The organism is Nicoletella semolina (assembly GCF_004345745.1).
GTDB classification, from domain to species: Bacteria; Pseudomonadota; Gammaproteobacteria; order Enterobacterales; family Pasteurellaceae; genus Nicoletella; species Nicoletella semolina.
The window spans coordinates 54,318-76,164 of record NZ_SLXJ01000003.1 but is presented as its reverse complement, the minus strand read 5'-3'; the positions used below and the strand labels follow the sequence as shown (position 1 = coordinate 76,164).

Annotated in this window: 22 protein-coding genes, 1 tRNA gene and 1 pseudogene; 17 read left to right on the top strand and 7 right to left on the bottom strand. The window is 39.3% G+C overall.

Translation table 11 applies throughout. The features are described 5' to 3' along the window. Positions 1–311: 311 nt before the first annotated feature. Entirely contained in the window at positions 312–944 is a 633-nt protein-coding gene (locus tag EV693_RS03200) for a LysE/ArgO family amino acid transporter (RefSeq protein ID WP_132500941.1), read from the bottom strand. A 114-nt stretch (positions 945–1,058) separates the two neighbouring features. Here EV693_RS03200 and udk point away from each other — a divergent pair, with 114 nt between their 5' ends. The 5 genes from udk (at position 1,059) to EV693_RS03175 (ending at position 4,340) form a co-directional block, all read left to right on the top strand. After that, entirely contained in the window at positions 1,059–1,721 is a 663-nt protein-coding gene (gene udk, locus EV693_RS03195; protein WP_132500940.1) for a uridine kinase, read from the top strand. Between the two features lie 9 nt (positions 1,722–1,730). Beyond that, a complete protein-coding gene (gene dcd / locus EV693_RS03190; protein ID WP_132500939.1) occupies positions 1,731–2,315 on the top strand; it encodes a dCTP deaminase in 585 nt (194 codons plus the stop codon). 32 nt (positions 2,316–2,347) lie between these two features. After that, positions 2,348–3,514 carry a tRNA guanosine(34) transglycosylase Tgt gene (tgt, locus tag EV693_RS03185; RefSeq protein WP_132500938.1) on the top strand — a complete coding sequence of 389 codons (1,167 nt, stop codon included), beginning with the start codon at positions 2,348–2,350 and terminating at the stop codon, positions 3,512–3,514. A 104-nt stretch (positions 3,515–3,618) separates the two neighbouring features. Further along, positions 3,619–4,134, top strand: coding sequence for a hemerythrin domain-containing protein (locus EV693_RS03180; RefSeq protein ID WP_132500937.1), 516 nt, complete (start codon positions 3,619–3,621; stop codon positions 4,132–4,134). Next, positions 4,131–4,340: a sulfurtransferase TusA family protein gene (locus EV693_RS03175; protein ID WP_132500936.1), complete on the top strand. Its 210-nt coding sequence runs from the start codon at positions 4,131–4,133 to the stop codon at positions 4,338–4,340. The genes EV693_RS03180 and EV693_RS03175 overlap by 4 nt, the downstream gene beginning before the upstream one ends. Before the next feature lie 59 nt (positions 4,341–4,399). On the opposite strand, the gene glnS is transcribed toward EV693_RS03175, so the two are convergent. Continuing rightward, positions 4,400–6,076 carry a glutamine--tRNA ligase gene (gene glnS, locus EV693_RS03170; protein ID WP_132500935.1) on the bottom strand — a complete coding sequence of 559 codons (1,677 nt, stop codon included), beginning with the start codon at positions 6,074–6,076 and terminating at the stop codon, positions 4,400–4,402. A 203-nt stretch (positions 6,077–6,279) separates the two neighbouring features. Here glnS and glpX point away from each other — a divergent pair, with 203 nt between their 5' ends. The 12 genes and pseudogenes from glpX (at position 6,280) to dapA (ending at position 18,816) form a co-directional block, all read left to right on the top strand. After that, the gene (gene glpX, locus EV693_RS03165) at positions 6,280–7,284 is read left to right on the top strand and encodes a class II fructose-bisphosphatase (protein WP_132500934.1); all 1,005 of its coding nucleotides are present in this window, start codon (positions 6,280–6,282) and stop codon (positions 7,282–7,284) included. Positions 7,285–7,389: 105 nt separating this feature from the next. Beyond that, positions 7,390–7,466 (top strand) — tRNA-Met (locus EV693_RS03160). Between the two features lie 259 nt (positions 7,467–7,725). Beyond that, the gene (gene rimP, locus EV693_RS03155; protein WP_132500933.1) at positions 7,726–8,187 is read left to right on the top strand and encodes a ribosome maturation factor RimP; all 462 of its coding nucleotides are present in this window, start codon (positions 7,726–7,728) and stop codon (positions 8,185–8,187) included. A gap of 55 nt (positions 8,188–8,242) precedes the next feature. Beyond that, positions 8,243–9,757 (top strand): transcription termination factor NusA, encoded by a 1,515-nt coding sequence (gene nusA / locus EV693_RS03150; RefSeq protein WP_132500932.1) that lies wholly within the window; start codon positions 8,243–8,245, stop codon positions 9,755–9,757. 16 nt (positions 9,758–9,773) lie between these two features. Next, positions 9,774–12,317 (top strand): translation initiation factor IF-2, encoded by a 2,544-nt coding sequence (gene infB / locus EV693_RS03145; RefSeq protein WP_132500931.1) that lies wholly within the window; start codon positions 9,774–9,776, stop codon positions 12,315–12,317. A 262-nt stretch (positions 12,318–12,579) separates the two neighbouring features. Continuing rightward, positions 12,580–12,729 (top strand): annotated as a pseudogene (locus EV693_RS03140) (hypothetical protein); the annotation flags it as partial. 52 nt (positions 12,730–12,781) lie between these two features. Next, entirely contained in the window at positions 12,782–13,183 is a 402-nt protein-coding gene (locus EV693_RS03135) for a hypothetical protein (protein WP_132500930.1), read from the top strand. 444 nt (positions 13,184–13,627) lie between these two features. Next, entirely contained in the window at positions 13,628–15,367 is a 1,740-nt protein-coding gene (recJ, locus tag EV693_RS03130; protein WP_132500929.1) for a single-stranded-DNA-specific exonuclease RecJ, read from the top strand. 92 nt (positions 15,368–15,459) lie between these two features. Then, on the top strand, positions 15,460–16,329 hold the full coding sequence (locus EV693_RS03125; protein WP_132500928.1) for an OmpA family protein: 870 nt from the start codon (positions 15,460–15,462) through the stop codon (positions 16,327–16,329). 126 nt (positions 16,330–16,455) lie between these two features. After that, positions 16,456–17,274, top strand: coding sequence for a pyridoxal phosphatase (locus tag EV693_RS03120; RefSeq protein ID WP_132500927.1), 819 nt, complete (start codon positions 16,456–16,458; stop codon positions 17,272–17,274). A gap of 4 nt (positions 17,275–17,278) precedes the next feature. Then, positions 17,279–17,827: a GNAT family N-acetyltransferase gene (locus EV693_RS03115; RefSeq protein WP_132500926.1), complete on the top strand. Its 549-nt coding sequence runs from the start codon at positions 17,279–17,281 to the stop codon at positions 17,825–17,827. 101 nt (positions 17,828–17,928) lie between these two features. Further along, entirely contained in the window at positions 17,929–18,816 is an 888-nt protein-coding gene (dapA, locus tag EV693_RS03110) for a 4-hydroxy-tetrahydrodipicolinate synthase (protein WP_132500925.1), read from the top strand. A gap of 100 nt (positions 18,817–18,916) precedes the next feature. Here the strand turns inward: dapA and EV693_RS03105 are convergent, their stop codons facing one another. The 5 genes from EV693_RS03105 to EV693_RS03090 form a co-directional block, all read right to left on the bottom strand. Next, positions 18,917–19,291, bottom strand: coding sequence for a YacL family protein (locus EV693_RS03105; RefSeq protein WP_132500924.1), 375 nt, complete (start codon positions 19,289–19,291; stop codon positions 18,917–18,919). 210 nt (positions 19,292–19,501) lie between these two features. Then, the gene (locus tag EV693_RS03100) at positions 19,502–20,554 is read right to left on the bottom strand and encodes a tyrosine-type recombinase/integrase (protein WP_132500923.1); all 1,053 of its coding nucleotides are present in this window, start codon (positions 20,552–20,554) and stop codon (positions 19,502–19,504) included. Next, on the bottom strand, positions 20,514–20,786 hold the full coding sequence (locus EV693_RS03095) for a DUF4224 domain-containing protein (protein ID WP_132500922.1): 273 nt from the start codon (positions 20,784–20,786) through the stop codon (positions 20,514–20,516). Before EV693_RS03095 ends, EV693_RS03100 begins: the two co-directional genes overlap by 41 nt. A 250-nt stretch (positions 20,787–21,036) precedes the next feature. After that, positions 21,037–21,234 (bottom strand): P22AR C-terminal domain-containing protein, encoded by a 198-nt coding sequence (locus EV693_RS09715; RefSeq protein ID WP_341802519.1) that lies wholly within the window; start codon positions 21,232–21,234, stop codon positions 21,037–21,039. After that, positions 21,231–21,677, bottom strand: coding sequence for a BRO-N domain-containing protein (locus tag EV693_RS03090; protein WP_341802518.1), 447 nt, complete (start codon positions 21,675–21,677; stop codon positions 21,231–21,233). The genes EV693_RS09715 and EV693_RS03090 overlap by 4 nt, the downstream gene beginning before the upstream one ends. Between the last annotated feature and the right edge of the window lie 170 nt (positions 21,678–21,847).

Genomic DNA, 21,847 nt, shown 5'->3' with positions numbered 1-21,847 from the left:
AACCATTGCTTACAGACATTTAACCATTATTGAAATAACTACAACAGATAAAATAGCTACAATAGGTAGTCATCAAAGCAAAATGAAACACAAGGTTTTCTTTTTTTCGTAGTTTGCAACACCGACAGTCGTGAGCCTTGATGAAGTGTTCGCAAACAGCCGCCATTATGACAGAAACTTAAAAATAAAACTGTGATGTAAATCTAATTTTTACAAATTAATAACATTTTTTTTCGTAAAAATGTGAACTTGTTCAAAAAAAGGGAATATATTTAAATAAAGAAATTATTCAAAAGACAATTGCAAAATTTTCAGAAAATCTGACCGCTTAATTTTGCTGAATAAATAAACAAACTGCCTGCAATGAAATACATAAAAAAACCTGTTAGGATATCCAAAATTTGCCAAGTGCGTTTCTTTTTAAAATAAGGGGTAAGGAACCCAGCCCCATAGCCCAACCCAAAAAACCAAGTAAATGAACAGGCCAAAGCCCCCAAGAGGAAAAAAACTTTTTGGTCAAAACTAAGCGTGCTACCGATTCCGCCAACAATAACAATCGTATCAATATAAACGTGAGGATTGAGTAATGTGATAGCAAAAGTAATAAGAATCGTTTTTTTCAGACTAGTTTGCTTATTCTTTTCCACAGACATCAGTTCATAGTTTCCTCTATAGGCACTAATAAAAGAACGGCTACCATAAGCAAGTAAAAAAATTGCACCACATAATGATAAAAGTAAGGTAGCTAAAGATGATTGAGAAAGTAATGTGCCTAACCCAAGCACACCAACGCCCATCAAAATAATATCGCAAGCAAAACAGATGAATACAACCCAAAAGATATGTTGTTTAAGAATAGCTTGCTTTAGTATAAATGCATTTTGTGCACCGATTGAAACAATCAAGCCAAAGCTGACTATAAAGCCTTGAAAAAAAGTTGCCATAAAACCCTCTGTTACATACTGCATAAATCTTTATCATAGGGAGAATGAGATTATACAGAATTTAGGGTATAATCAACAAAATTTCCCTCCCTTGAAAAGTTTAAGGAATTGACTATGTCTCGACAATCCCAACTCACTGAAAATGAATCTTGTATTGTGATTGCTATTGCAGGAGCGTCCGCTTCAGGTAAGAGCCTTATTGCTTCTACGATTTATAAAGAATTAAAAGAGGAATTAGGACAAGATGATATTGGTATTATTTCTGAAGATGCGTATTACCGAGATCAAACACATCTTGCAATGGAAGAACGAATAAAGACGAATTATGACCACCCAAGCTCTATGGATCACGCCTTATTAGTCTCGCAGCTAAAAGCACTCAAACAAGGTCAATCGGTCAATATTCCAGAATACGATTACACCGAACACAACCGTAAACCAACCGTTACTCATTTCTCGCCTAAACGCATTATTATTTTAGAAGGAATCTTACTTCTCACTGATGAAGAAATTCGCAACGAAATTAATGTATCTATTTTCGTTGATGCTCCACTGGATATCTGTTTTATCCGTCGCCTAAAACGAGATATGCAAGAGCGTGGTAGAAGTTTAGAATCTGTGGTTAGCCAATATCGCAAAACGGTTCGTCCAATGTTTTTACAATTTGTTGAACCATCAAAACAGTACGCCGATATTATCGTACCAAAAGGCGGCAAAAACCGTATTGCCATCAATATTTTAAAAGCACAAATCAAACAACTGCTTAAACAAAAATAGGAAGGAAATATGCGTCTTTGCGACAGCGATATTGAAGATTATTTAGACCAAAATAAAATCCAAATTACCCCACGTCCTGCAAGCGATAAAATCAATGGTGCAACCGTTGATGTTCGCTTAGGTAACTCATTTCGTGTTTTTCGTGAGCATTCAACCCCCTATATTGATTTAAGTGGTCCAAGAGAAGAAGTTACCGCACAACTTGAGCGTGTAATGAGTGAGGAAATTATCATTAACGATGAAGAAGCCTTTTTTCTCCACCCTGGTGAGCTTGCACTGGCTACAACGCTCGAATCCGTCAAATTGCCTGCTAACATCGTAGGCTGGTTGGACGGACGCTCCTCTCTTGCAAGACTAGGGCTAATGGTTCACGTTACTGCTCACCGAATTGACCCAGGGTGGGAAGGAAAGATTGTGCTGGAATTTTATAACGCAGGCAAGCTTCCTCTTGCTCTTCGACCGAATATGTCGATTGGTGCATTAAGTTTTGAAGTCCTAAGCGGTGTTGCACAACGCCCTTATAATGTCCGTAAAGACGCCAAATACAAAAATCAACAAAGTGTTATCTCGAGTCGAATTAATGAGGAACGGTAGGATAACAAAAAATTTAATTTGAGAGAATTGTAATGAAATATAAACTTAAAAAAACGAGCGGAAATGCTCGCCGTGGTCGCTTAACTTTTTCACGTCCTCGAGGCGAATTTCACGTTGAGACACCTGCTTTTATGCCTGTTGGTACCTATGGTACAGTGAAGGGAATGACACCAGAGGAAGTCACTGCAACGGGTGCTGAAATTCTTTTAGGCAATACTTTTCATTTGTGGCTTAGACCTGGGCAAGAAATAATGAAAATGCACGGGGATTTGCACGATTTTATGCAATGGCACGCTCCAATTTTAACAGATTCTGGTGGTTTTCAAGTTTTTAGTTTGGGCAAGCTACGCAAAATTGAGGAAGAAGGTGTTACTTTTCAAAATCCAATTAGTGGTGAAAAGATTTTTCTTTCTCCTGAAAAATCAATGGAAATTCAGTACGATCTTGGTTCTGATATTGTGATGATTTTTGATGAATGTACGCCTTATCCTGCTACTTTCGACTATGCGAAAAAATCAATGGAGATGTCTTTACGTTGGGCAAAACGTAGCCGAGATCGTTTTGATGAGCTGGAAAATCCTAATGCTCTATTTGGTATTATCCAAGGTGGTGTTTACGAAGAACTACGTAAAATTTCAGCGGAAGAGCTAATTAAGATTGGCTTTGATGGTTATGCAGTGGGCGGATTGGCGGTCGGTGAGCCAAAAGAAGATATGCACCGAATTTTGGAATACGTTTGTCCACAAATTCCTAAAGATAAACCTCGTTATTTGATGGGGGTTGGAAAACCTGAAGATTTGGTTGAGGGTGTTCGTCGTGGTATTGATATGTTTGATTGTGTTATGCCAACTCGTAATGCACGCAATGGACATCTTTTTGTAAGCAATGGGATTGTGAAAATTCGTAATGCGAAATATCGCAGCGATACCTCACCGTTAGATCCAGAATGTGATTGTTACACTTGTAAGAATTATACCAAGGCTTATTTATATCATTTGGATAAATGTGGTGAGATTTTAGGGGCGAGATTAAATACGATCCATAATTTACGGTATTATCAGCGTCTAATGGCTCAAATTCGTGAAGCGATTGAACAAGATCGCTTTGATGAGTTTGCCCAAGAATTTTATGCAAAAATTGGTAAACCGATGCCGCCATTACAAACAGATGTCATACAGCAAGATGCGATAGAAAGTTAGGACGAAAGCGAGCAGAAACGTCGCTAAGCGGTCGGTTTTAGCAAGTTTTCTTCAATTTGATGGGGAGAGTTTTTCATCATGATTGATAATTAAGGAGTGATAAAATGGAACAATTGCAACCTCAAACTTTTGCAAGTTGGAATGAGCCTATTGAAATGCTTTATGCTTGTCATAGTAAAGTGAAGCGTTTTTGCCAGCAGTTGCAAATTTTACCTGATTACTTGGAAAAAAATGGCATTAACCAAGCGGTGAAAAATGATGTTCAGCAGATACTTAATTACTTTAATTTTTCTGCTCCGTTACACCACGATGATGAAGAAAAAGATTTTTTCCCAGCATTGATTAAACGATTACCAGACGTGCAGTCAGCGGTCGATAAGTTAGAAGCACAGCACATTGATTTACACCAGAATTGGGATAGCTTATCTGAGCAATTAACGGCTTTATTAGCGGGCGAGCGAGAGACGATTAATCGGGATTTAGTTGCTCGTTTTGTAGTGGGTTATGAGCAGCATATCGCCATTGAAGAACCCTTATTTGAGTTAGGTCGTGAGCATTTAGAGCAAGAAAATCTGCAAGCTATGGGAAAAATGATGTCCAATCGCCGAAAAGTAAAATGAATGATATTGAGCTAGATTTATCGAGCTATCTATGTCCTGAACCGATTTTAATCACAAAAAAAGTGATGGAGAAATTAGCAAATGGGCAGAAATTAGTCATAAGTATTAATGCAACAACTTCGTTCACTGATTTTCAGCTGCTATGTGAAAAATACGGCTATCAAGCTATATCGCTAGATGAGAGAAAACTTATCATTTATCGTTAAAGAAAAGATAAAAATAAAGCAGCTTTAATTTGCTACTTTATTTTTTATGCCAAGTATTTTTAGAATGTAACACTTTCCTTGAGGCTAACCGTGAGATTGAAGACCAAATTGTCTGATGAGCCATCTTTGCTATCCAAACAGAAATAACCTTCTCGTTCAAATTGATAACCTTGTTCTGGTTTTGCATTTGCTAAACTTGGTTCGACAAAGCCACGTTTGATAATCAATGAGTTTGGATTGATAACCGCATTAAGATCTTCTTCTGCACTTGGATTGGCCACCGTAAATAAGCGGTCATATAAGCGGAATTCAGCAGGCTTACTTTGTGTGACTGAAACCCAATGAATGACGCCTTTTACTTTACGCCCATCAGCAGGGTTTTTACCAAGCGTATTAGGGTCATAGCTGCAAAAAATAGTTGTAATCTGACCGCTTGCATCTTTTTCCACACGTTCTGCTTTAATGACATAAGCATTGCGTAAACGGACTTCTTTACCCAGCACTAAGCGTTTATACTGTTTATTTGCTTCTTCACGGAAATCAGCCTTATCAATATAAAGTTCACGAGTAAAAGGGAGTTGTCGAGTACCGAGTTCTTCACGATTTGGGTGATTTGGGGCAGTGAGAATTTCGTCTTTTTGCAGATTTTCAATCACTACTTTAACTGGGTTGATGACAGCCATTGCTCGTGGTGCGTTGTTGTTAAGATCATCACGAATACAAGCCTCAAGCGCACTGTATTCCACAACATTGTCTTGCTTCGTTACGCCAATTCGACGACAAAATTCACGCAATGATTCAGGTGTATAACCACGGCGACGTAAGCCTGAAATAGTGGGCATACGAGGATCATTCCAGCCATCAACAATCTTATCTTCCACTAATTTTAATAGCTTGCGTTTTGAGGTAAGAGTACCTTCTAAATTTAAACGAGAGAATTCATATTGGTGTGGTAATGGACGTTCGATCGAAATATTATCAAGCACCCAGTCATACAAACGGCGGTTGTCTTGAAATTCTAGTGTACAAAGTGAGTGAGTGATTCGCTCGATCGCATCAGAAATACAATGCGTAAAATCGTACATTGGATAAATGCACCATTTATCGCCTGTTTGGTGATGGCTAGCAAATTTTATCCGATAAATCACAGGATCTCGCATTACCATAAATGGCGAAGCCATATCAATTTTTGCTCTAAGGCTCATTTTACCTTCAGCGACTTCGCCATTTTTCATTTTCTCGAATAATGCGAGATTCTCTTCGATTGAACGATCACGATATGGACTGTTTTTGCCAGCTTCTGTTAATGTGCCACGATATTCTCGCATTTCATCAGGTGAAAGTTCATCAACATAAGCTAAGCCTTTTTGAATTAATTCTACGGCATACTCATAAAGTTGATCAAAATAATCAGAGGCATAACGAGGCTCCCCATTCCATTTAAAACCAAGCCATTGCACATCTTCTTTAATGGAATCGACATATTCAACATCTTCTTTGACAGGGTTGGTATCGTCAAAACGTAAGTTACACAAGCCGTTATAATCTTCGGCAACGCCAAAATTAAGGCAGATAGATTTTGCGTGTCCAATATGTAAATAGCCATTTGGCTCAGGTGGAAAGCGTGTTTGTACGGCTGTATGTTTTTTTGAGGCTAAATCTTCATCAATAATGTGAGTAATAAAATTGGTGCGAATGTCATTTTTTTCGCTATTAAGTGCGTCTTCGTTGTTCATATTATTTGCTCTTTATTTGCTTTGTTAAGGAAAATAGAAAATAACTGGTTATTCTACACGGTATCGCTATTAACTTAAATAATTTAATCTATTTAAAGAACGTTCTCGTTGAAGTTTATAATATGCTTGTACAATAATTAAATAAAATACAAAATAGGCAGACTCATTTAGTAAATGAAAATGCTTGTTAGAGGTAAATGATAATGAAAAAAGGACTCTCTTTTGAATTTTCTCAGGTGACTGAAATGGCAGCATTGGCTGCTTTTGAATGGGTGGGGAAAGGCAATAAAAATGCAGCCGATGATGCGGCAGTGAAGGCGATGCGTGATTTGCTCAGTCAGATGGCAATTCGAGGGGAAATTGTGATAGGAGAAGGGGAAATTGATGATGCACCAATGCTGTATATTGGAGAAAGCGTTGGGTTAAACCGTGCTGGCGATGATGAAGTGTCCATTGCGGTTGATCCCATTGATGGCACTCGAATGACGGCAATGGGGCAAGCAAATGCATTGTCAGTGTTAGCGGTAGGGAAGCAAGGTGCATTTCTAAAAGCTCCAGATATGTATATGGAAAAATTGATTGTTGGAAAAGAAGCGAAAGAGGTTATTGATCTTGCTTTGCCTTTAGATCAGAATTTACATCAGATTGCTAAGGCGAAAAAGAAACCCTTATTAGCCTTGCGAGTTGCTATATTAGATAAACCTCGCCACAGTGAAATTATCAATCAAATGCAGCAGTTAGGAGTCAGTGTGATTAGTATTCCTGATGGTGATGTTGCTGCAGCGGTACAATGTTGTCTGCCGAATGCCAATATTGATTTGCTGTATGGTATTGGCGGTGCGCCAGAGGGAGTGATTGCAGCTGCAGCTGTAAGAGCATTGGGTGGAAATATGCAGGCTCGTTTACTTCCTCGTAATCAAGTAAAAGGAAATTCTGTTGAAACTCAAAGGTTAGCAGAAATGGAAATCGCACGTTGTAAAGCATTAAATGTACCTGTTAATGAGATATTGAAGCTAGATGATTTGGTGTGTAATGATGAAGTTACTTTTGTTGCGACAGGTATTACCCATGGTGAATTAGTAAAGGGCATTCAATACAATAACAAGATGTTCACTACGGAAACGTTGCTCATTTGTGGTGAGACGAATTCAATACATAAAATGCAATCGTCTTATTTGGGGAATAAAAAAACAGATTGTGCTGTTTAATATAGCACAATGCCTAAAAATAAAGCGGTTGAATAATGTTGTTGTTATAATGCGAAAAAAGTGCTTGCTAAGTTTTTTATATTATCTATAATGCACCACATCAGACGCGGGGTGGAGCAGCTTGGTAGCTCGTCGGGCTCATAACCCGAAGGTCGTTGGTTCAAATCCAGCCCCCGCAACCAGTTTTTATAAACTCATCATCTTGTTTAAGGTGATGGGTTTTGTTTTATCTAGCAATAAATTTCGTAAAGGATTTTTGCAGAATCCTTGATAAAACGCACTGCTTGTAGAAGCCCCGAAACTGTTGTTTGGGGCTTTTTTACAGCGTAGTCAGCTTTAATTGTGTTATAAGAGGGCTTTTTAGCTCTTTTTTTATATCTGTAACATTGACCGTGAACGGTTAAATAAAACAAAACATATCAGTGTTGAATGGAGGTTTCCTTGGCAACGTTAGAACAAAAATTACAAGATCTTGTGGAGGCTTCAATTGAAGCGATGGGATTTGAACTCGTCGGCGTTGAATGTCAGCGAACAGGGCGTTTTTTAACCGTCCGACTTTATATTGATAAAGAAGGCGGTGTAACCATTGATGATTGTGGCGAGGTTAGCCATCAGGTGAGTGCGATTTTTGATGTAGAAGATCCGATTGCAGATAAATATACATTAGAAGTTTCTTCGCCAGGTCTTGACCGTCCGCTTTTTACCTCAGCACATTACCAACGTTTTGTGGGGCGTGATATTGTTATTCATTTGCGAATTCCAGTACTTGATCGCCGTAAATGGCAAGGCACACTCTTAAATATTGATGGAGATTTAATCACCTTAAATGTTGAGGGTAACGAACATATATTTGCGTTAGGCAATATTCAAAAAGCAAATTTAATCCCCGTTTTTAATTTTTAAACATTTTTAGGGCATAACTATTTCTAAGCTGTAAAACAGAGAAGGTATCATACAGATGAGTAAAGAACTTTTATTAGCCGCAGAAGCTGTTTCTAATGAGAAATTATTACCAAAAGACGCAATTTTTGAAGCGTTAGAGATCGCGCTGGCCATTTCTACCAAAAAGAAAGCATTATCGGAGCGAGAAGATCGTAAAGCAGCCAGTGGCATTGATATTGATGTGCGTGTGGTTATTGATCGTAAAACAGGAGAATTTAGGACTTTCCGCCGTTGGTTAGTGGTTGAGAGTGTCAGTAACCACACTCGTGAAATCACATTGGAAGCGGCACAATTTGACGATCCAACTGTTCAACTAGGGGATTATATTGAAGATGAGATTGAATCCATTGCCTTTGATCGGATTACAATGCAGACTGCACGCCAAGTCATTACCACGAAAATTCGAGAAGCAGAACGTAATAAAGTGATTGAGCAATTTCGTTCGCAGCTAGACACAATTATCACAGCAATTGTGAAAAAAGTAAGCCGTGATAAAATTATTTTGGATTTAGGTAATCAAGCTGAAGCGGTAATTATGCGTGAAGATATGCTACCTCGAGAAAATTTCCGCCCAGGAGATCGAGTGCGTGGTGTGTTGTATGCGATTAAACCTGAATCAAAAGAACAGCAATTGTTTGTTACTCGTGCTAAACCAATTATGCTTCAAGAATTGTTCAAGTTGGAAGTGCCAGAAATTGGTGAAGAGTTGATTGAGATCAAAGGGGCTTCTCGTGATGCGGGATCTCGTGCCAAAATTGCGGTGAAAAGCAATGATAAGCGAATTGATCCTGTTGGAGCGTGCGTAGGAATGCGTGGTGCGCGTGTGCAAGCGATTAGCAATGAACTCGGTGGCGAACGAGTTGATATCGTACTTTGGGACGATAATCCAGCACAATATGTGATTAATGCGATGGCACCTGCCGATGTGAGTTCAATTGTAGTTGATGAAGATAACCATTCAATGGATCTTGCCGTAGAGGCTACGACGTTGGCTCAAGCAATTGGGCGTAATGGGCAAAATGTTCGTTTAGCAACACAATTAACTGGCTGGACATTAAATGTGATGACAATAGAAGATCTTGCTCAAAAACACCAAGCAGAAGATAAGAAAGTGATTAATTTATTTGTAGACAGCTTGGAAATTGATGAAGAGTTTGCACAAATTTTGATTGATGAAGGGTTTACTAGTTTAGCTGAACTCGCTTATGTATCTGTTGATGAACTTACAGCGATTGATGGTTTAGAAGATGAAGATCTTGTGGTTGAGTTACAAACTCGTGCTAAGGCAGTATTAGCACAACAAGCCCTTGCAGAGGAAGAAGCACTAAAACAAGCAGCGATCGAAGAACGTTTACTTAATTTAGACGGCATAAACAATCATATTGCTCTAAAATTATCAGAGAAAGGAATTAAAACCCTTGAAGAGTTAGCCGAACAAGGGGTTGATGATTTAGTGGATATTGAAGGGGTAACCGCTGAGAGTGCTGGTGAGTTAATTATGACCGCACGTCAAATTTGTTGGTTTAGCTAAGATGTAGGAGAAGAGTATGAGTGATAATGAAATTAAAAATGAAGCACCGAAAAAGTTAAGCCTTCAAAGAAGAACGAAAACAACAGTAAGTGGGACAACGGCTGGCGGTAAAGAAAAAAAAGTACAAGTCGAAGTGCGTAAGTCTCGTAAAATTGACACTGAAGCTGCGAAAAAAGCAGCGGAAGAAGCAAGGCTAAAGGCTCAAAAAGAAGCTGAGGCTAAAGAGTTAGCCTCTAGAGAGCAAGCTGAAAACAAAATTGCAAAAAAATCGGAAGAAAGCACCGCTAGTAAAGCGACTATTCAGCCACCTGTTATGCCTAATAGCAAAGCAAAATCAGACAATAAACCAAAACAAGAAAAAGACAAGAAAGAAGCTCAACCAAAACAAGAAAAAGTCGTTGATGTAGAAAAAGAGGCGAAGAAAAAAGAAGAGGCTGAATTACGTCGTAAGCAAGAAGAAGTGGCATTGCAAAAAGCCGAAATAGAAGCGAAACGAGCAGCAGAAAATGCTCGCCGTTTGGCAGAGCTAGCGAGCGAGGAAAACGTAAACGTTGCAGAAGAGTTTGAAGATGAACATCTTACCTCAAATTATGCTCGTGAAGCGGAACGAGATTCTGAACGCCGTATAGACAGTACTCGTGGGCGTAGTAAACCTGCTGTTGTGAAGGCTAAAAAAGGTGGGCGTGATGATAGTAAAAATGAACGTCAATCCGATCGCCGTCAAAAAGATGGAAAAGGTAAAGGTAAACATTCGAAAAAAGGTTCGACTATTCAGCAAGGTTTTAATAAACCTGCTCAAGTTGCAAAAGCTGATGTGGTTATTGGAGAAACCATTACTGTTGCAGAACTTGCAGCGAAAATGGCAATTAAAGCCACCGAAATCATCAAAACAATGATGAAAATGGGTGAAATGGTAACGATTAACCAAGTTATTGACCAAGAAACGGCACAGCTAGTTGCTGAGGAAATGGGACATAAAGTTATTCTGCGTAAAGAAAATGAGCTTGAAGAAGCATTAATGAGTGATCGTGATTTGCACGCAGAATTGGTTACTCGAGCACCTGTTGTTACAATTATGGGACACGTTGATCACGGTAAAACTTCGTTACTTGATTATATCCGTAAGGCTAAGGTTGCAGCAGGTGAGGCTGGTGGTATTACCCAGCATATCGGTGCATACCACGTTGAAACTGATGATGGCAAAATGATTACCTTTTTAGATACTCCAGGACACGCTGCTTTTACTTCTATGCGTGCAAGGGGTGCGAAAGCAACCGATATCGTAGTACTGGTGGTCGCTGCTGATGACGGTGTTATGCCCCAAACGATAGAAGCGATTCAGCATGCCAAAGCCGCAGGAGCGCCTTTAGTGGTTGCAGTGAATAAAATTGATAAACCTGAAGCGAACCCTGACAGAGTTGAACAAGAATTGCTTCAACATGATGTAATTTCAGAGAAATTTGGTGGAGATGTACAATTTGTGCCAGTCTCAGCTAAACAAGGGCTGGGGATTGATGAATTGCTTGAAGCTATTTTGTTGCAATCTGAAGTATTGGAATTAACCGCCGTTAAGCAAGGTATGGCAAGTGGTGTAGTCATTGAATCTTATCTTGATAAGGGACGTGGACCAGTGGCGACTATTTTAGTCCAATCAGGTACATTGAATAAAGGCGACATTGTGCTATGTGGTTTTGAATACGGACGTGTTCGAGCAATGCGTGATGAAAATGGTAAAGAAATTGAATCTGCTGGACCATCAATTCCAGTTGAAGTGTTAGGATTATCAGGCGTACCTGCTGCAGGTGATGAAGCAACAGTGGTGCGTGATGAGAAAAAAGCTCGTGAAGTGGCACTATATCGACAAGGTAAATTCCGTGATGTGAAACTGGCTCGTCAACAAAAAGCGAAACTGGAAAATATGTTTAGCAATATGGCAGAAGGTGATGTAGCAGAATTAAATGTCATTGTGAAAGCGGACGTACAAGGTTCAGTCGAAGCGATTGTTCAATCTTTACAAGACCTCTCTACAGCCGAAGTAAAAGTAAAAGTTGTTGGATCAGGCGTTGGTGGTATTACTGAAACTGATGCTACCTTAGCCGCAGCGTCGAATGCCATTATGGTTGGCTTTAACGTGCGTGCTGATGCTTCTGCTCGCCGAGTCATCGAAAATGAAAATATTGATTTACGTTATTATTCCATTATCTATGAACTACTTAACGAAATTAAAGCGGCAATGAGTGGAATGCTACAACCAGAATTTAAGCAACAAATTATTGGTTTAGCAGAAGTTCGTGATGTCTTCCGTCACCCTAAGTTTGGTGCAATCGCAGGCTGTATGGTAACAGAAGGAGTTGTAAAACGTAACAACCCAATCCGAGTACTACGTGACAACGTCGTGATTTTTGAGGGTGAACTCGAATCGCTTCGTCGTTTCAAAGACGATGTAGCCGAAGTGCGTAACGGTATGGAATGCGGTATTGGCGTGAAAAACTACAATGATGTGAAAGTCGGCGATCAAATTGAAGTCTTTGAAATTGTTGAGATTAAACGCAGTATTTAATGTGATTTAATTTGTAGAACAGCAGTTAGTTTTTTATCTTATTTTGCAAAAATTAGATAGGATCTAACCGCTGTTTTTTTATATACTTCTTGCTACTTTTAACAGGCAATCATAAAACCACATGGCAAGTTGTTAGTGAGAAACGATCACAAATTATGATTCAATCAACAAAGATGGGATTGAGGTTTCTTATCTTAATAGTATTACCCTTCATCGATCAGATTTAAGGTTTTGATATTGATGGAGTTATGAAGATTATCGCACTGCCCAAATTAGTCATTTATTGGCAATGATAAACCGTGATACAAAAGGACGTGTGCCGACGCTTGCTGATTTTCTGCCTTTTCACCAAAAAATAGACACGCAAGAGACAGAACAGAGCAGTGTGACGGATTATTTGGCGAAGAGATAGCTTGATTTTTCCCTATTATTGCCTTACGAAAGATGAAAAAGGAGGTGAAAAAATGTTTAAAGAAGTGTGTGAATTATTAGGGATTTTTGGGTATATCTTGAAAATCCTGTTCAAATTTATGCTGTTTGCTTTGCTATTGGTTTCGCCTGCGTTCATTTATATTTTTCTCATAGACCGATATGGCGAACTGAATACGATATCAATTATGATGGTATTCAGCTTTAGCGTACTGTTGATGGCGGTGTATGGATTGATAAGTATCTGGCTCAACACAAATTTAACGACAGCCCAAAAATGGCGTCGGAGTTTTGGGATATATGATGAACCACCGAATATTTCATCTACTATTAAGAAAAACAGCGTACACTTTGACCAGCCAGAGGTAAAAAAGCCAATGAAGTCTGTGGATTATGAGGTAGATAGCAATGGTGTGAAATATATTCGAGTGAAATAATATAGTCGTTCAATGAGAGACACTCAAGCCGTTAGGAAATAGACCTAACGGCTTTTTTATGGGAGAAAATATGAGTGGTTTAGGAAAATTCACTATTACCTTAGTGTTTGAAAAAGCTAAGTTTCAATCTGCTTAGCTGTGAATTGCGTTTTGGCAAAAATGCCGTGGTTTAGTGATTTCTAAGGGCGATGAATTACACTGTTTGCCTTGTAAAAATATCGCCTTTGACCTCTTGTGCTATTTTGAAATTGCCCTTGAAAACTTTAAACAATTTGTACAAAACAAAGACCGTAAACAGTAACAAATTCTGAAATCGTTGCAAAAGTATTTTGTAGCTATGTATTATCTTTTATTGAAGTGAGTATTAAACTTTGTAAAAACAGCATACTATTTTATGCTAAAATGGCAACCATTTCATAGTTATTACCTTTTGAGTGATTATTCGTGCAGAAAATTATCAAGTCTCGTTCGCCGCTTTCTTCTCAATATTTATCAGAAAATCCGCTACTCAATCGTCTGTATCAAAATAGAGGAGTATCTTCTCCTCAAGAACTGGAGCTGACATTTCAGCATCTTTTAACGCCTCATTTGCTGGCGAATATTGATCAAGCTGTGGAATTGTTGATTGATTGTTATCAACGTCAAGTACACATTGTGATTGTGGGGGATTTTGATGCTGATGGGGCAACGAGCACGGCATTGGCGATGATTGCATTACGTCAGTTTGGTTTTAATTCTGTTGATTATTTAATTCCAGATCGTTTTTCGCAAGGCTATGGCTTAAGCACTAGCGTGGCAGATTGTGTACGAGAAAAGGGAGCAGATCTAGTGCTTACCGTGGATAATGGCGTATCATCTTTTGAGGGGATCGAGTTATTAAAATCACACGGAATTAAGGTATTGGTAACCGATCACCATTTACCTGCCGAAGTACTGCCAAATGCTGATGCGATAGTTGACCCTAATTTAAGTGAGTGTCAATTTCCGTCTAAATCGTTGGCAGGGGTAGGGGTGATTTTTTACTTGATGATGGCATTACGCACTCAATTACGAGAACGAAATATGTTTGTAGGCAAGGAGCCAAATATTGCAGAATTGCTTGATTTGGTTGCACTGGGTACAGTGGCTGATGTAGTGAGTTTAGATCACAACAATCGTATTTTAATTCATCAAGGATTGAATCGTATTCGATCTGGTCGTTGTCGAGTTGGTATTCAAGCATTGGCGGAAGTTGCAAAACGAGAGCTGGCTAATTTGAGGGCAGGGGATTTGGGCTTTGCGATTGCTCCACGTTTGAATGCAGCTGGACGGTTAGAAAATATGTCGATTGGTGTTGAGTTGCTGCTGTGTGAGGATATTCAAAAAGCTCGCCAGCTAGCTTTAGAGCTAGATGGGCTAAATCAAATGCGTAAAGCATTTGAGCAAGAAATGAAAACTGAAGCACTTGCTATTTGTGCGAAGTTGCCCAATTTATTGCAACCAAGTGCTGTAATAGATGAGAGTAATCAAGCAAAAGGCATTGTGTTATATCAAGCAGATTGGCATCAAGGAGTAATTGGGATTTTGGCGGCTCGGATTAAAGATCAATTTCATCGTCCCGTGATTGTTTTTGCTCAAGAAAGTGAAGGAAGTCCTTATTTGAAAGGTTCAGCTCGTTCGATAATGGGGTTACATATGCGAGATGTACTGGAGCGAATTGATGTTAATTATCCGCAACTGCTGGTGAAATTTGGTGGGCATTCAATGGCAGCGGGCTTAACGATTCATAGCGATAATTTGAAACAATTTGAGGATTGTTTTGATGAAGCGATTGCACAATTTATTTCTGCAGAGGCGTTACAAGGTGTGATTTATACTGATGGTGAATTACAAGGCTACGAACTTTCCCTTGAGACCGCAGAATTACTAGCACAAGCGGGGCCTTGGGGGCAAAATTTTGCAGAGCCTGTTTTTGAGGGTAATTTTCGTATCTTGCAGCAACGATTATTAGCAGGTAAGTATTTAAAAATGTTAGTGGAGCATTCGCAGGGTATGTTATTTGATGCGATTTGGTTTAATGTGGATATTAGGCAGTTTCCTGATTTATCGATTAAACAAGCAAAATTAGTTTATAAATTGGATATTAATCTTTATAAGGGAAATCGAACAGTTCAGTTATTAGTAGACTATTTGGAGCCTTTATAAAATGCTGGAATTCATAGAATGAGTAGCGTAGAATGAGGCTAGGTCTTATACAGATAGGTATTTCATTAATTTAATTTGAATAAGGATAAAAAATGAAAAAATCAGCTTTATTTCGTGGATTTTTATTGTCCTCTATGGCAGTCGCAGTAGCTGCGTGTGGTAATTTAAGTGATGTGTCTGATGAGGGGACGACAACCAATCCGATTTTCCCTAATCTTGAAGATTATAACTTAGGAACTGAAGATACGCAGCGTGGAACTTGGCCAAATTGGGAAAATGTGCGTCAAGTTGAGCGTGGTATGAATAAGCATCAATTGCGTACATTAATTGGGTCACCTCATTTTGAGGAAGGATTGTACGGTGTGCGTGAGTGGGATTATTTATTTAATTACCGTGAAAATGGTGAGCATAAAACCTGCCAATTTAAAGTTTTATTTGATAAAAATATGACAGCACAAAGTTTCTTTTGGTATCCAAATGGCTGTAACAGCAATGAGATCACTCACTCATCATTTAAGTTAGATGGGGATTTTTCATTTGATTTTAATAAAGATGTGCTAAGTGAAAAAGGTGAAGAAATTGTTGATGATATTGCTCGTCAGCTTAAAGATGCGAGTTCACAGCAAGTTCAAATTGCAGGTTACGCTGACCGTTTAGGATCAGATAGCTATAATCAAACCTTATCTCAACGTCGTGCAAATGCGGTGAAAGCTCGTTTACAGCAGCAAGGGGTAACAGGTCAAATTGAAGCGGTAGGCTATGGTAAAGCAAAACAGGTTGTAGCGTGTCATCACGAGACTGGTCAAGCATTGCGTGATTGTTTAAGACCGAATCGTCGTGTTGAAATTAATGCAGGCGGTACGGTGTTAAAACAGCAAGCTGTACAGCAAAATAGTGGTGTAGCAGGACAACAAGGTCCCGCACCGCTTTACAAAACACCTGCTCATAACTCAGGTAAATAGTTTTTCTACTCCTATGTAGTTGATTGTATATCGTGTTCGTTTTAAAGGGTGTATTCTGCGGAAACACCCTTTATTTTTAATCTGTTTTTATCTATTTATTTTTATATGCTTTTGGGGGAGGAAATAATGACTTATCAAGCGATTGCATTTGATCTTGACGGTACATTGTTATCAAGTAACGCAACGATTTTGGAATCAAGTAAAAAAGCAATTAAACTGGCTCAACAAAAAGGGCTTGAAGTGTTTATTGTGACCGGACGGCATCACACGGCAGTGCGCCCGTATTATGTTGAGTTGGGATTGGATACTCCTGTTGTGTGCTGTAACGGTACTTATCTTTATGATTTTGCGAGTGATCGTGTGTTGGCATCAAATCCACTAAGTTCGGTACAAGTTGCAGAGCTGGTTTCAGCAGCGAAAGCTGAGGATATTCACCTTTCTGTTTATACTCGTGATGCGATGACTTATGAAACTTTGAATAATCATTTTACTAAATTGCTCAAATGGGTTGAAAGTTGCTCTGAAGAAGTGCGTCCAAACGTGTATCAGGTCGAAGACTTTCAGCAGTTTATTGACAATGACACAACAATTTGGAAAGTCTTGATTAGCGATCCTGATGTTCAGAAATTGCAAAATTTTTGTCGCAAATTACCGTTTGATCAAGTGAGTGCTGAGTGGTCTTGGGTGGACAGGGTTGATATTACAGCAAAAGGAAATAGCAAAGGAAAAAGTTTAGCGGAATTGCTGCAAATTGAAGGCATTTCTTCGAAAGAGGTAATCGCATTCGGCGATAATTTCAATGATATTAGTATGTTAGAGTTAGTCGGAATGGGGATCGCAATGGGCGGTTCTGAAGATGATGTACAACGTGCTGCAAAACGTACGATTGGCTCTAACAACGATGATAGTATTGCTCAAGCGTTGGTAGAGCTATTGGGGCTATAATTTTATGAATATTCGCCGTGCGGAACTTGCGGATTTTGATACGATCTTAGATATTTATAATCAAGCTATTCCAAGCTATCAAATCACAGGTGATCTTGAGATAGCGGATAGAACAACTCGCCAAGGCTGGTTTGATTTTCATTTATCCAGTGAAAAATATCCTCTTTGGGTGGTGGAGGATAAAAATGAAGTGGCCAATTCAAATAGGATCGCAGGCTGGTTCAGTTTCTCGCCATTTTATGAGCGTCCTGCTTTTGCTTGCAGTGCAGAAATTAGCCTCTATCTTGATGAGCAAGCAAAAGGGAAAGGGTATGGTTCAAAAATTATTCAATTTATGCAGGCTAATATGTTACAGCGAGGGATTCAAACACTGCTTGCCTATGTATTTGAGTTAAATCAGGTGAGCATTAACCTAATGTGCAAGCACGGTTTTGAATGTTGGGGGCGTTTTCCAAATTTAGCGAATATGAGAAAAGATTCACAAGGGCAAGATCAGTGGCGTACTCTGGTGATGATGGCATATCAGCAACAGATTGAACAAGCGGTCGATTAGGTAAAATTTTTGCAAAAAGAGCAAGAAAAACTTGCATATTTGTGTGTAATTTTGCAAGCTAGTGAAAATTTGATATTTACAAAACGGACAGGAGTAGAGTGATGGCAAAACCCATTTTTTCAGGCAGTATTGTTGCCTTGCTAACACCGATGACAGACGGCGAAATTAATTTTGGTGAACTGAAAAAATTAGTTGAGTTTCATATCAAATCAGGGACAGATGGTATTGTTTCAGTTGGTACAACAGGGGAATCAAGTACGTTAAGTATTGATGAGAATGTAAAGGTCATTAAAAAAACAGTTGAATATGCCGCAGGTCGTATTCCCATTATTGCTGGAGCTGGCTCAAATTCTACCAATGAAGCGATTATTATGACGAAATTGCTGGCAAATAGTGGTGTTGCCGGCTGTCTAAGTGTTGTGCCTTATTATAATAAACCGACCCAAGAAGGGCTGTATCAGCATTATAAAGCCATCGCAGAAAGTACAGAGTTGCCACAAATTTTATATAACGTACCAGGACGTACCGTTACTGATTTACAACCTGAAACGATTGCTCGTTTAGCTGAAATTCCAAATATTGTTGCGGTGAAAGAGGCAACAGGAGATTTAAGTCGTTTGGCTAAAATTAAACAATTAGCTGGTGAAGATTTCATTTTCTTAAGTGGTGATGATGCGACAGGGTTAGAGTCAATGAAACTTGGCGGGCAAGGCGTGATTTCGGTAACGAACAATCTTGCGGCGGCGGATATGGCAAAAATGTGTAAGTTAGCATTGGCAGGTAAATTTGAAGAAGCAGAACAAATTGATCAGCGATTAATGGCGTTGCATAAAAATTTATTTGTGGAAGGAAATCCAATTCCAGTGAAATGGGCTGCTTATAAAATGGGCTTAATTAGCCAGCCAAGTTTGCGTTTACCGCTTACAACATTGTCTGAACAACATCAGCCGATTGTGCTTTCAGCATTAGAAAAAGCAGGACTACTATAACTTTACCATTATAACTTTTGGTTGTTATAGCATCTCTGCTGCTCTGAATTTTCGTTACCCTATAGCTGATACTATAGGGTAATGATTTTTGCTTTAAGCTTTAGTGATAATTTTTGACGAAACGTAAATAAGCCTGTAGAAAAGCCTCAAAGTCTTCTAATCCGCAAAATGCGATGCTCTCATCTTCATAGACGTGGAAGCCATTTTCCATCTCATCAAATTCCTCAAAAGGGAAGTCTACTTGGTTAGATTTTGCCACAACTTCATCATTTGAAAGATAAAGGCTATATTCTTTGCCCTCAAACACACTTTCTCCGTTGAGATTAGTACGACAATGCTTAACTTCGTCTAGAATCGCAGGAATTTTCTCGGGATTTGGTATGATCTCAATATTTAACCAGTGAGCAAAAGCCTCGTGTTCCATTGAGCATTTTGCCAATACACCGTGAACGGTATGGGTAAATTGATATTCCATTTTTTTCCTTTTATTGATGATACAAGCGGTGAGTTTTTGCGGAAATTTTGCAAAATTCTAGCAAAATTTTGCAATATTATTCAAACAAAAAATATTTGTTTTTAATCAATATGTTAGACGGTTATTTTTGGGAAACGTTCCGAAAAAAAGTGAAGTGTTCCGAAACTCTGTAATAAATGGCGATTTTTTAGGGAGGGAAAAAGGGCTAAATTAGCCCTTTTGTTTGGTTGATATGCTGTCTTGAATTGGGGTGATGATGGGGGCTTTTCTGATGTAGGTTTTTGTCATTTGAATATTGGTATGCCCAAGTTGTTGGCGTGCCATTTCTTCGCCTGAAGTCATTGCGATGTCTGTGCCTGATTTGGCTCGCAGGTCTCGGAACTGGAAAGCAGTTAGTTCTTTTTTATGTTCTGGGTAGGCTTTGATAGCGTGTTCTCGATAAACAATAAACCGTTTTCCCAGTTTTCTTGCTGTCATTTTTTCACCTTTTTTTGTAGTGAATAGATAAATTCCTATTGCCGTTTCCAATCGTCGGTGAAGAATTTCTGCGAGTTGGCCAACTATTTCAATTCGCAGTTTGGCATTCGTTTTTTGTTGGACGATGTGCAGGTAGCCGTCAAAAATATGTTCTCGCTCTAAATTGGCAAGATCGACAGGACGTTGCCCAGTGAGATAGGCGAGATCCATTAGGTCTTTCATATCTTGGTCGGCAAATTCGTACACCATTTGGAAGATGTGATCTTCAACGTAGATTTCTCGTTTGCGAATTGGAAAGCGTTTCATATTGGTGTTTGGGCTAGGCAAGTTGGTGTATCCCCATTCTCGGGCGTGTTGCCAAATATGGCCAAACATCGAAAATTCATTATTTGCCGCACTTGGTGTCTCTTTTCGCCAATTCATATATTCTCGAATATGTTGGGCAGTGATTTGTTCTAGTGGTGCATCACTGAAGAAAAGTAGCAGTGGTTTGAGTTTTACTAAGTCGTTTTGAGCAGTGCTGTTTTTTTTCTGTGGAATGATTTCGTCACGGTAGCGTTTCGCCACTAGGCCGAATGTGATGTAGTCTTTTTTACTTTCCCGCTCAATATTGAGCTGTGCTGCTTTGATAAAGGCTTGGTTTCGATCTGTACCAAGGGAAATTTCTGTTTTGCCGTGAGTGCGATAGAGCCAGTAGATGACGGTTTTGCCTGATTTTCGAATAACGGTTTTTGGTCTTAGGTTGTCAGGTAGATGCTTGTTGGTGATTTTTCGAGGTCTTCCCATAGGTTACTCCTGTGAGGTGAACTGAGGGGTGCCAAGTCTTTGTTGGCTGTATATGGCTTGATAGATGACGAGGTTGTCCAAACACGTCCTTGTAAAGGACGAGTGGTTTGTAGCGGTTTTCATCTTGGATAATATAGTTTCTCTGTTTTAGCCATTGGATTTGGCGTTTTTTCTGTGTGTACCCTGTTAAATCAACAAGTTCTTTGAGGGTGAGAAATTCAGATTGGGGCATATTTTCTCCAATAAAAAGCCCTCGACTGATGGCGGTGGGTTAGGCGATTTCGAGCAAATGCTCGATTTCGTTTGCTTCAAGTTGCCACTTCCAAAAGCCTGTGCTTTTTAGGTTGCGTTTGGCGATTTGTAGGGCGATTTCTAATTCATTGATGTATTTTTTCTCGGTTCATTTTTCCACCTCTTGGTAAATTTTTGGGTGTAAAAAGCCCTCCCCAGTACGATTGGGGATAAAGGGGAGGGAATGGGAGTTAAACGGACGCTGTTAGGCGGTGCGTGAGTTCTTGTCGTGTGCCTTTGTGTTCGATTTTGGCGATCATTAGCTCAAGCGTGGGTTTAGTTTTATCACTTTGGCGACGGTATTCTGTTGAACAACCGTAAGCCTCGCCTGCGAATTTTGAACCGATAACTTCAAGCCCTTTGGCAACCCAGCCGAGTAGGGACATCATTCTGCGGTGTGAGAAGTGTAGCCAAGCAAGTTGGCGGATTTCTTCCTCTTTGAGTTCGATACTATAGGTTGGTTCAACAAGGGTAAGTTTGGTTGGGGATTTTGTGAATATTGCCCAGTCTTGCGGATTTGAGGCAAGACTTCTTCAAATACCCACGCCTCGAATTTTTCCGCTTGTGGTTTGCGTGATTTGATGATCAGGCGGTATAAGTTGGGTTCGTTGATGAAAATCATCTCTTGTTCACCGCTTTTAGTGGGGGTATAGCGTTTTGCGATACCCCTCTCTTTACAATGTTTTCTTAATGCATCGGGAGCATTTGTATATCCTAGATTATCGCAGACATCTGCACCACAGAACCACGGTTCTTGGTTTGGATCAATGATGACACGGACAGTCGATGAATTGAAATCAAATGATTGGAATTGGATTGGTAAATTTGACATTGTTTTGTATCCTTTGAGTATTTTAAATTTACCCTACTGTTGAGATAGGGCGATCGGGTGCTTCAACACTGCTCAAAGTCAGCCTTCCGTCTTTTCCTTTCGGTATTGTATGAACGGAACACCACCCGATCATAAAATCAGGATACAAAAAAACCGCATTCCTGCGGTCA

Excerpts from the sequence above, each read along its gene's own strand:
- glnS (WP_132500935.1), bottom strand. The coding sequence starts at position 6,076 with ATGAACAACGAAGACGCACTTAATAGCGAAAAAAATGACATTCGCACC.
- EV693_RS03200 (WP_132500941.1), bottom strand. The coding sequence starts at position 944 with ATGGCAACTTTTTTTCAAGGCTTTATAGTCAGCTTTGGCTTGATTGTT.
- EV693_RS03095 (WP_132500922.1), bottom strand. The coding sequence starts at position 20,786 with ATGCCCCAATCTGAATTTCTCACCCTCAAAGAACTTGTTGATTTAACA.
- EV693_RS03125 (WP_132500928.1), top strand. The coding sequence starts at position 15,460 with ATGAAAAAATCAGCTTTATTTCGTGGATTTTTATTGTCCTCTATGGCA.
- EV693_RS03115 (WP_132500926.1), top strand. The coding sequence starts at position 17,279 with ATGAATATTCGCCGTGCGGAACTTGCGGATTTTGATACGATCTTAGAT.
- EV693_RS03175 (WP_132500936.1), top strand. The coding sequence starts at position 4,131 with ATGAATGATATTGAGCTAGATTTATCGAGCTATCTATGTCCTGAACCG.
- EV693_RS03135 (WP_132500930.1), top strand. The coding sequence starts at position 12,782 with ATGTTTAAAGAAGTGTGTGAATTATTAGGGATTTTTGGGTATATCTTG.
- EV693_RS03120 (WP_132500927.1), top strand. The coding sequence starts at position 16,456 with ATGACTTATCAAGCGATTGCATTTGATCTTGACGGTACATTGTTATCA.
- infB (WP_132500931.1), top strand. The coding sequence starts at position 9,774 with ATGAGTGATAATGAAATTAAAAATGAAGCACCGAAAAAGTTAAGCCTT.
- EV693_RS03090 (WP_341802518.1), bottom strand. The coding sequence starts at position 21,677 with ATGTCAAATTTACCAATCCAATTCCAATCATTTGATTTCAATTCATCG.
- EV693_RS03105 (WP_132500924.1), bottom strand. The coding sequence starts at position 19,291 with ATGGAATATCAATTTACCCATACCGTTCACGGTGTATTGGCAAAATGC.
- dcd (WP_132500939.1), top strand. The coding sequence starts at position 1,731 with ATGCGTCTTTGCGACAGCGATATTGAAGATTATTTAGACCAAAATAAA.
- EV693_RS09715 (WP_341802519.1), bottom strand. The coding sequence starts at position 21,234 with ATGATGTCCCTACTCGGCTGGGTTGCCAAAGGGCTTGAAGTTATCGGT.
- glpX (WP_132500934.1), top strand. The coding sequence starts at position 6,280 with ATGAAAAAAGGACTCTCTTTTGAATTTTCTCAGGTGACTGAAATGGCA.
- nusA (WP_132500932.1), top strand. The coding sequence starts at position 8,243 with ATGAGTAAAGAACTTTTATTAGCCGCAGAAGCTGTTTCTAATGAGAAA.
- dapA (WP_132500925.1), top strand. The coding sequence starts at position 17,929 with ATGGCAAAACCCATTTTTTCAGGCAGTATTGTTGCCTTGCTAACACCG.
- EV693_RS03100 (WP_132500923.1), bottom strand. The coding sequence starts at position 20,554 with ATGGGAAGACCTCGAAAAATCACCAACAAGCATCTACCTGACAACCTA.
- EV693_RS03180 (WP_132500937.1), top strand. The coding sequence starts at position 3,619 with ATGGAACAATTGCAACCTCAAACTTTTGCAAGTTGGAATGAGCCTATT.
- tgt (WP_132500938.1), top strand. The coding sequence starts at position 2,348 with ATGAAATATAAACTTAAAAAAACGAGCGGAAATGCTCGCCGTGGTCGC.
- udk (WP_132500940.1), top strand. The coding sequence starts at position 1,059 with ATGTCTCGACAATCCCAACTCACTGAAAATGAATCTTGTATTGTGATT.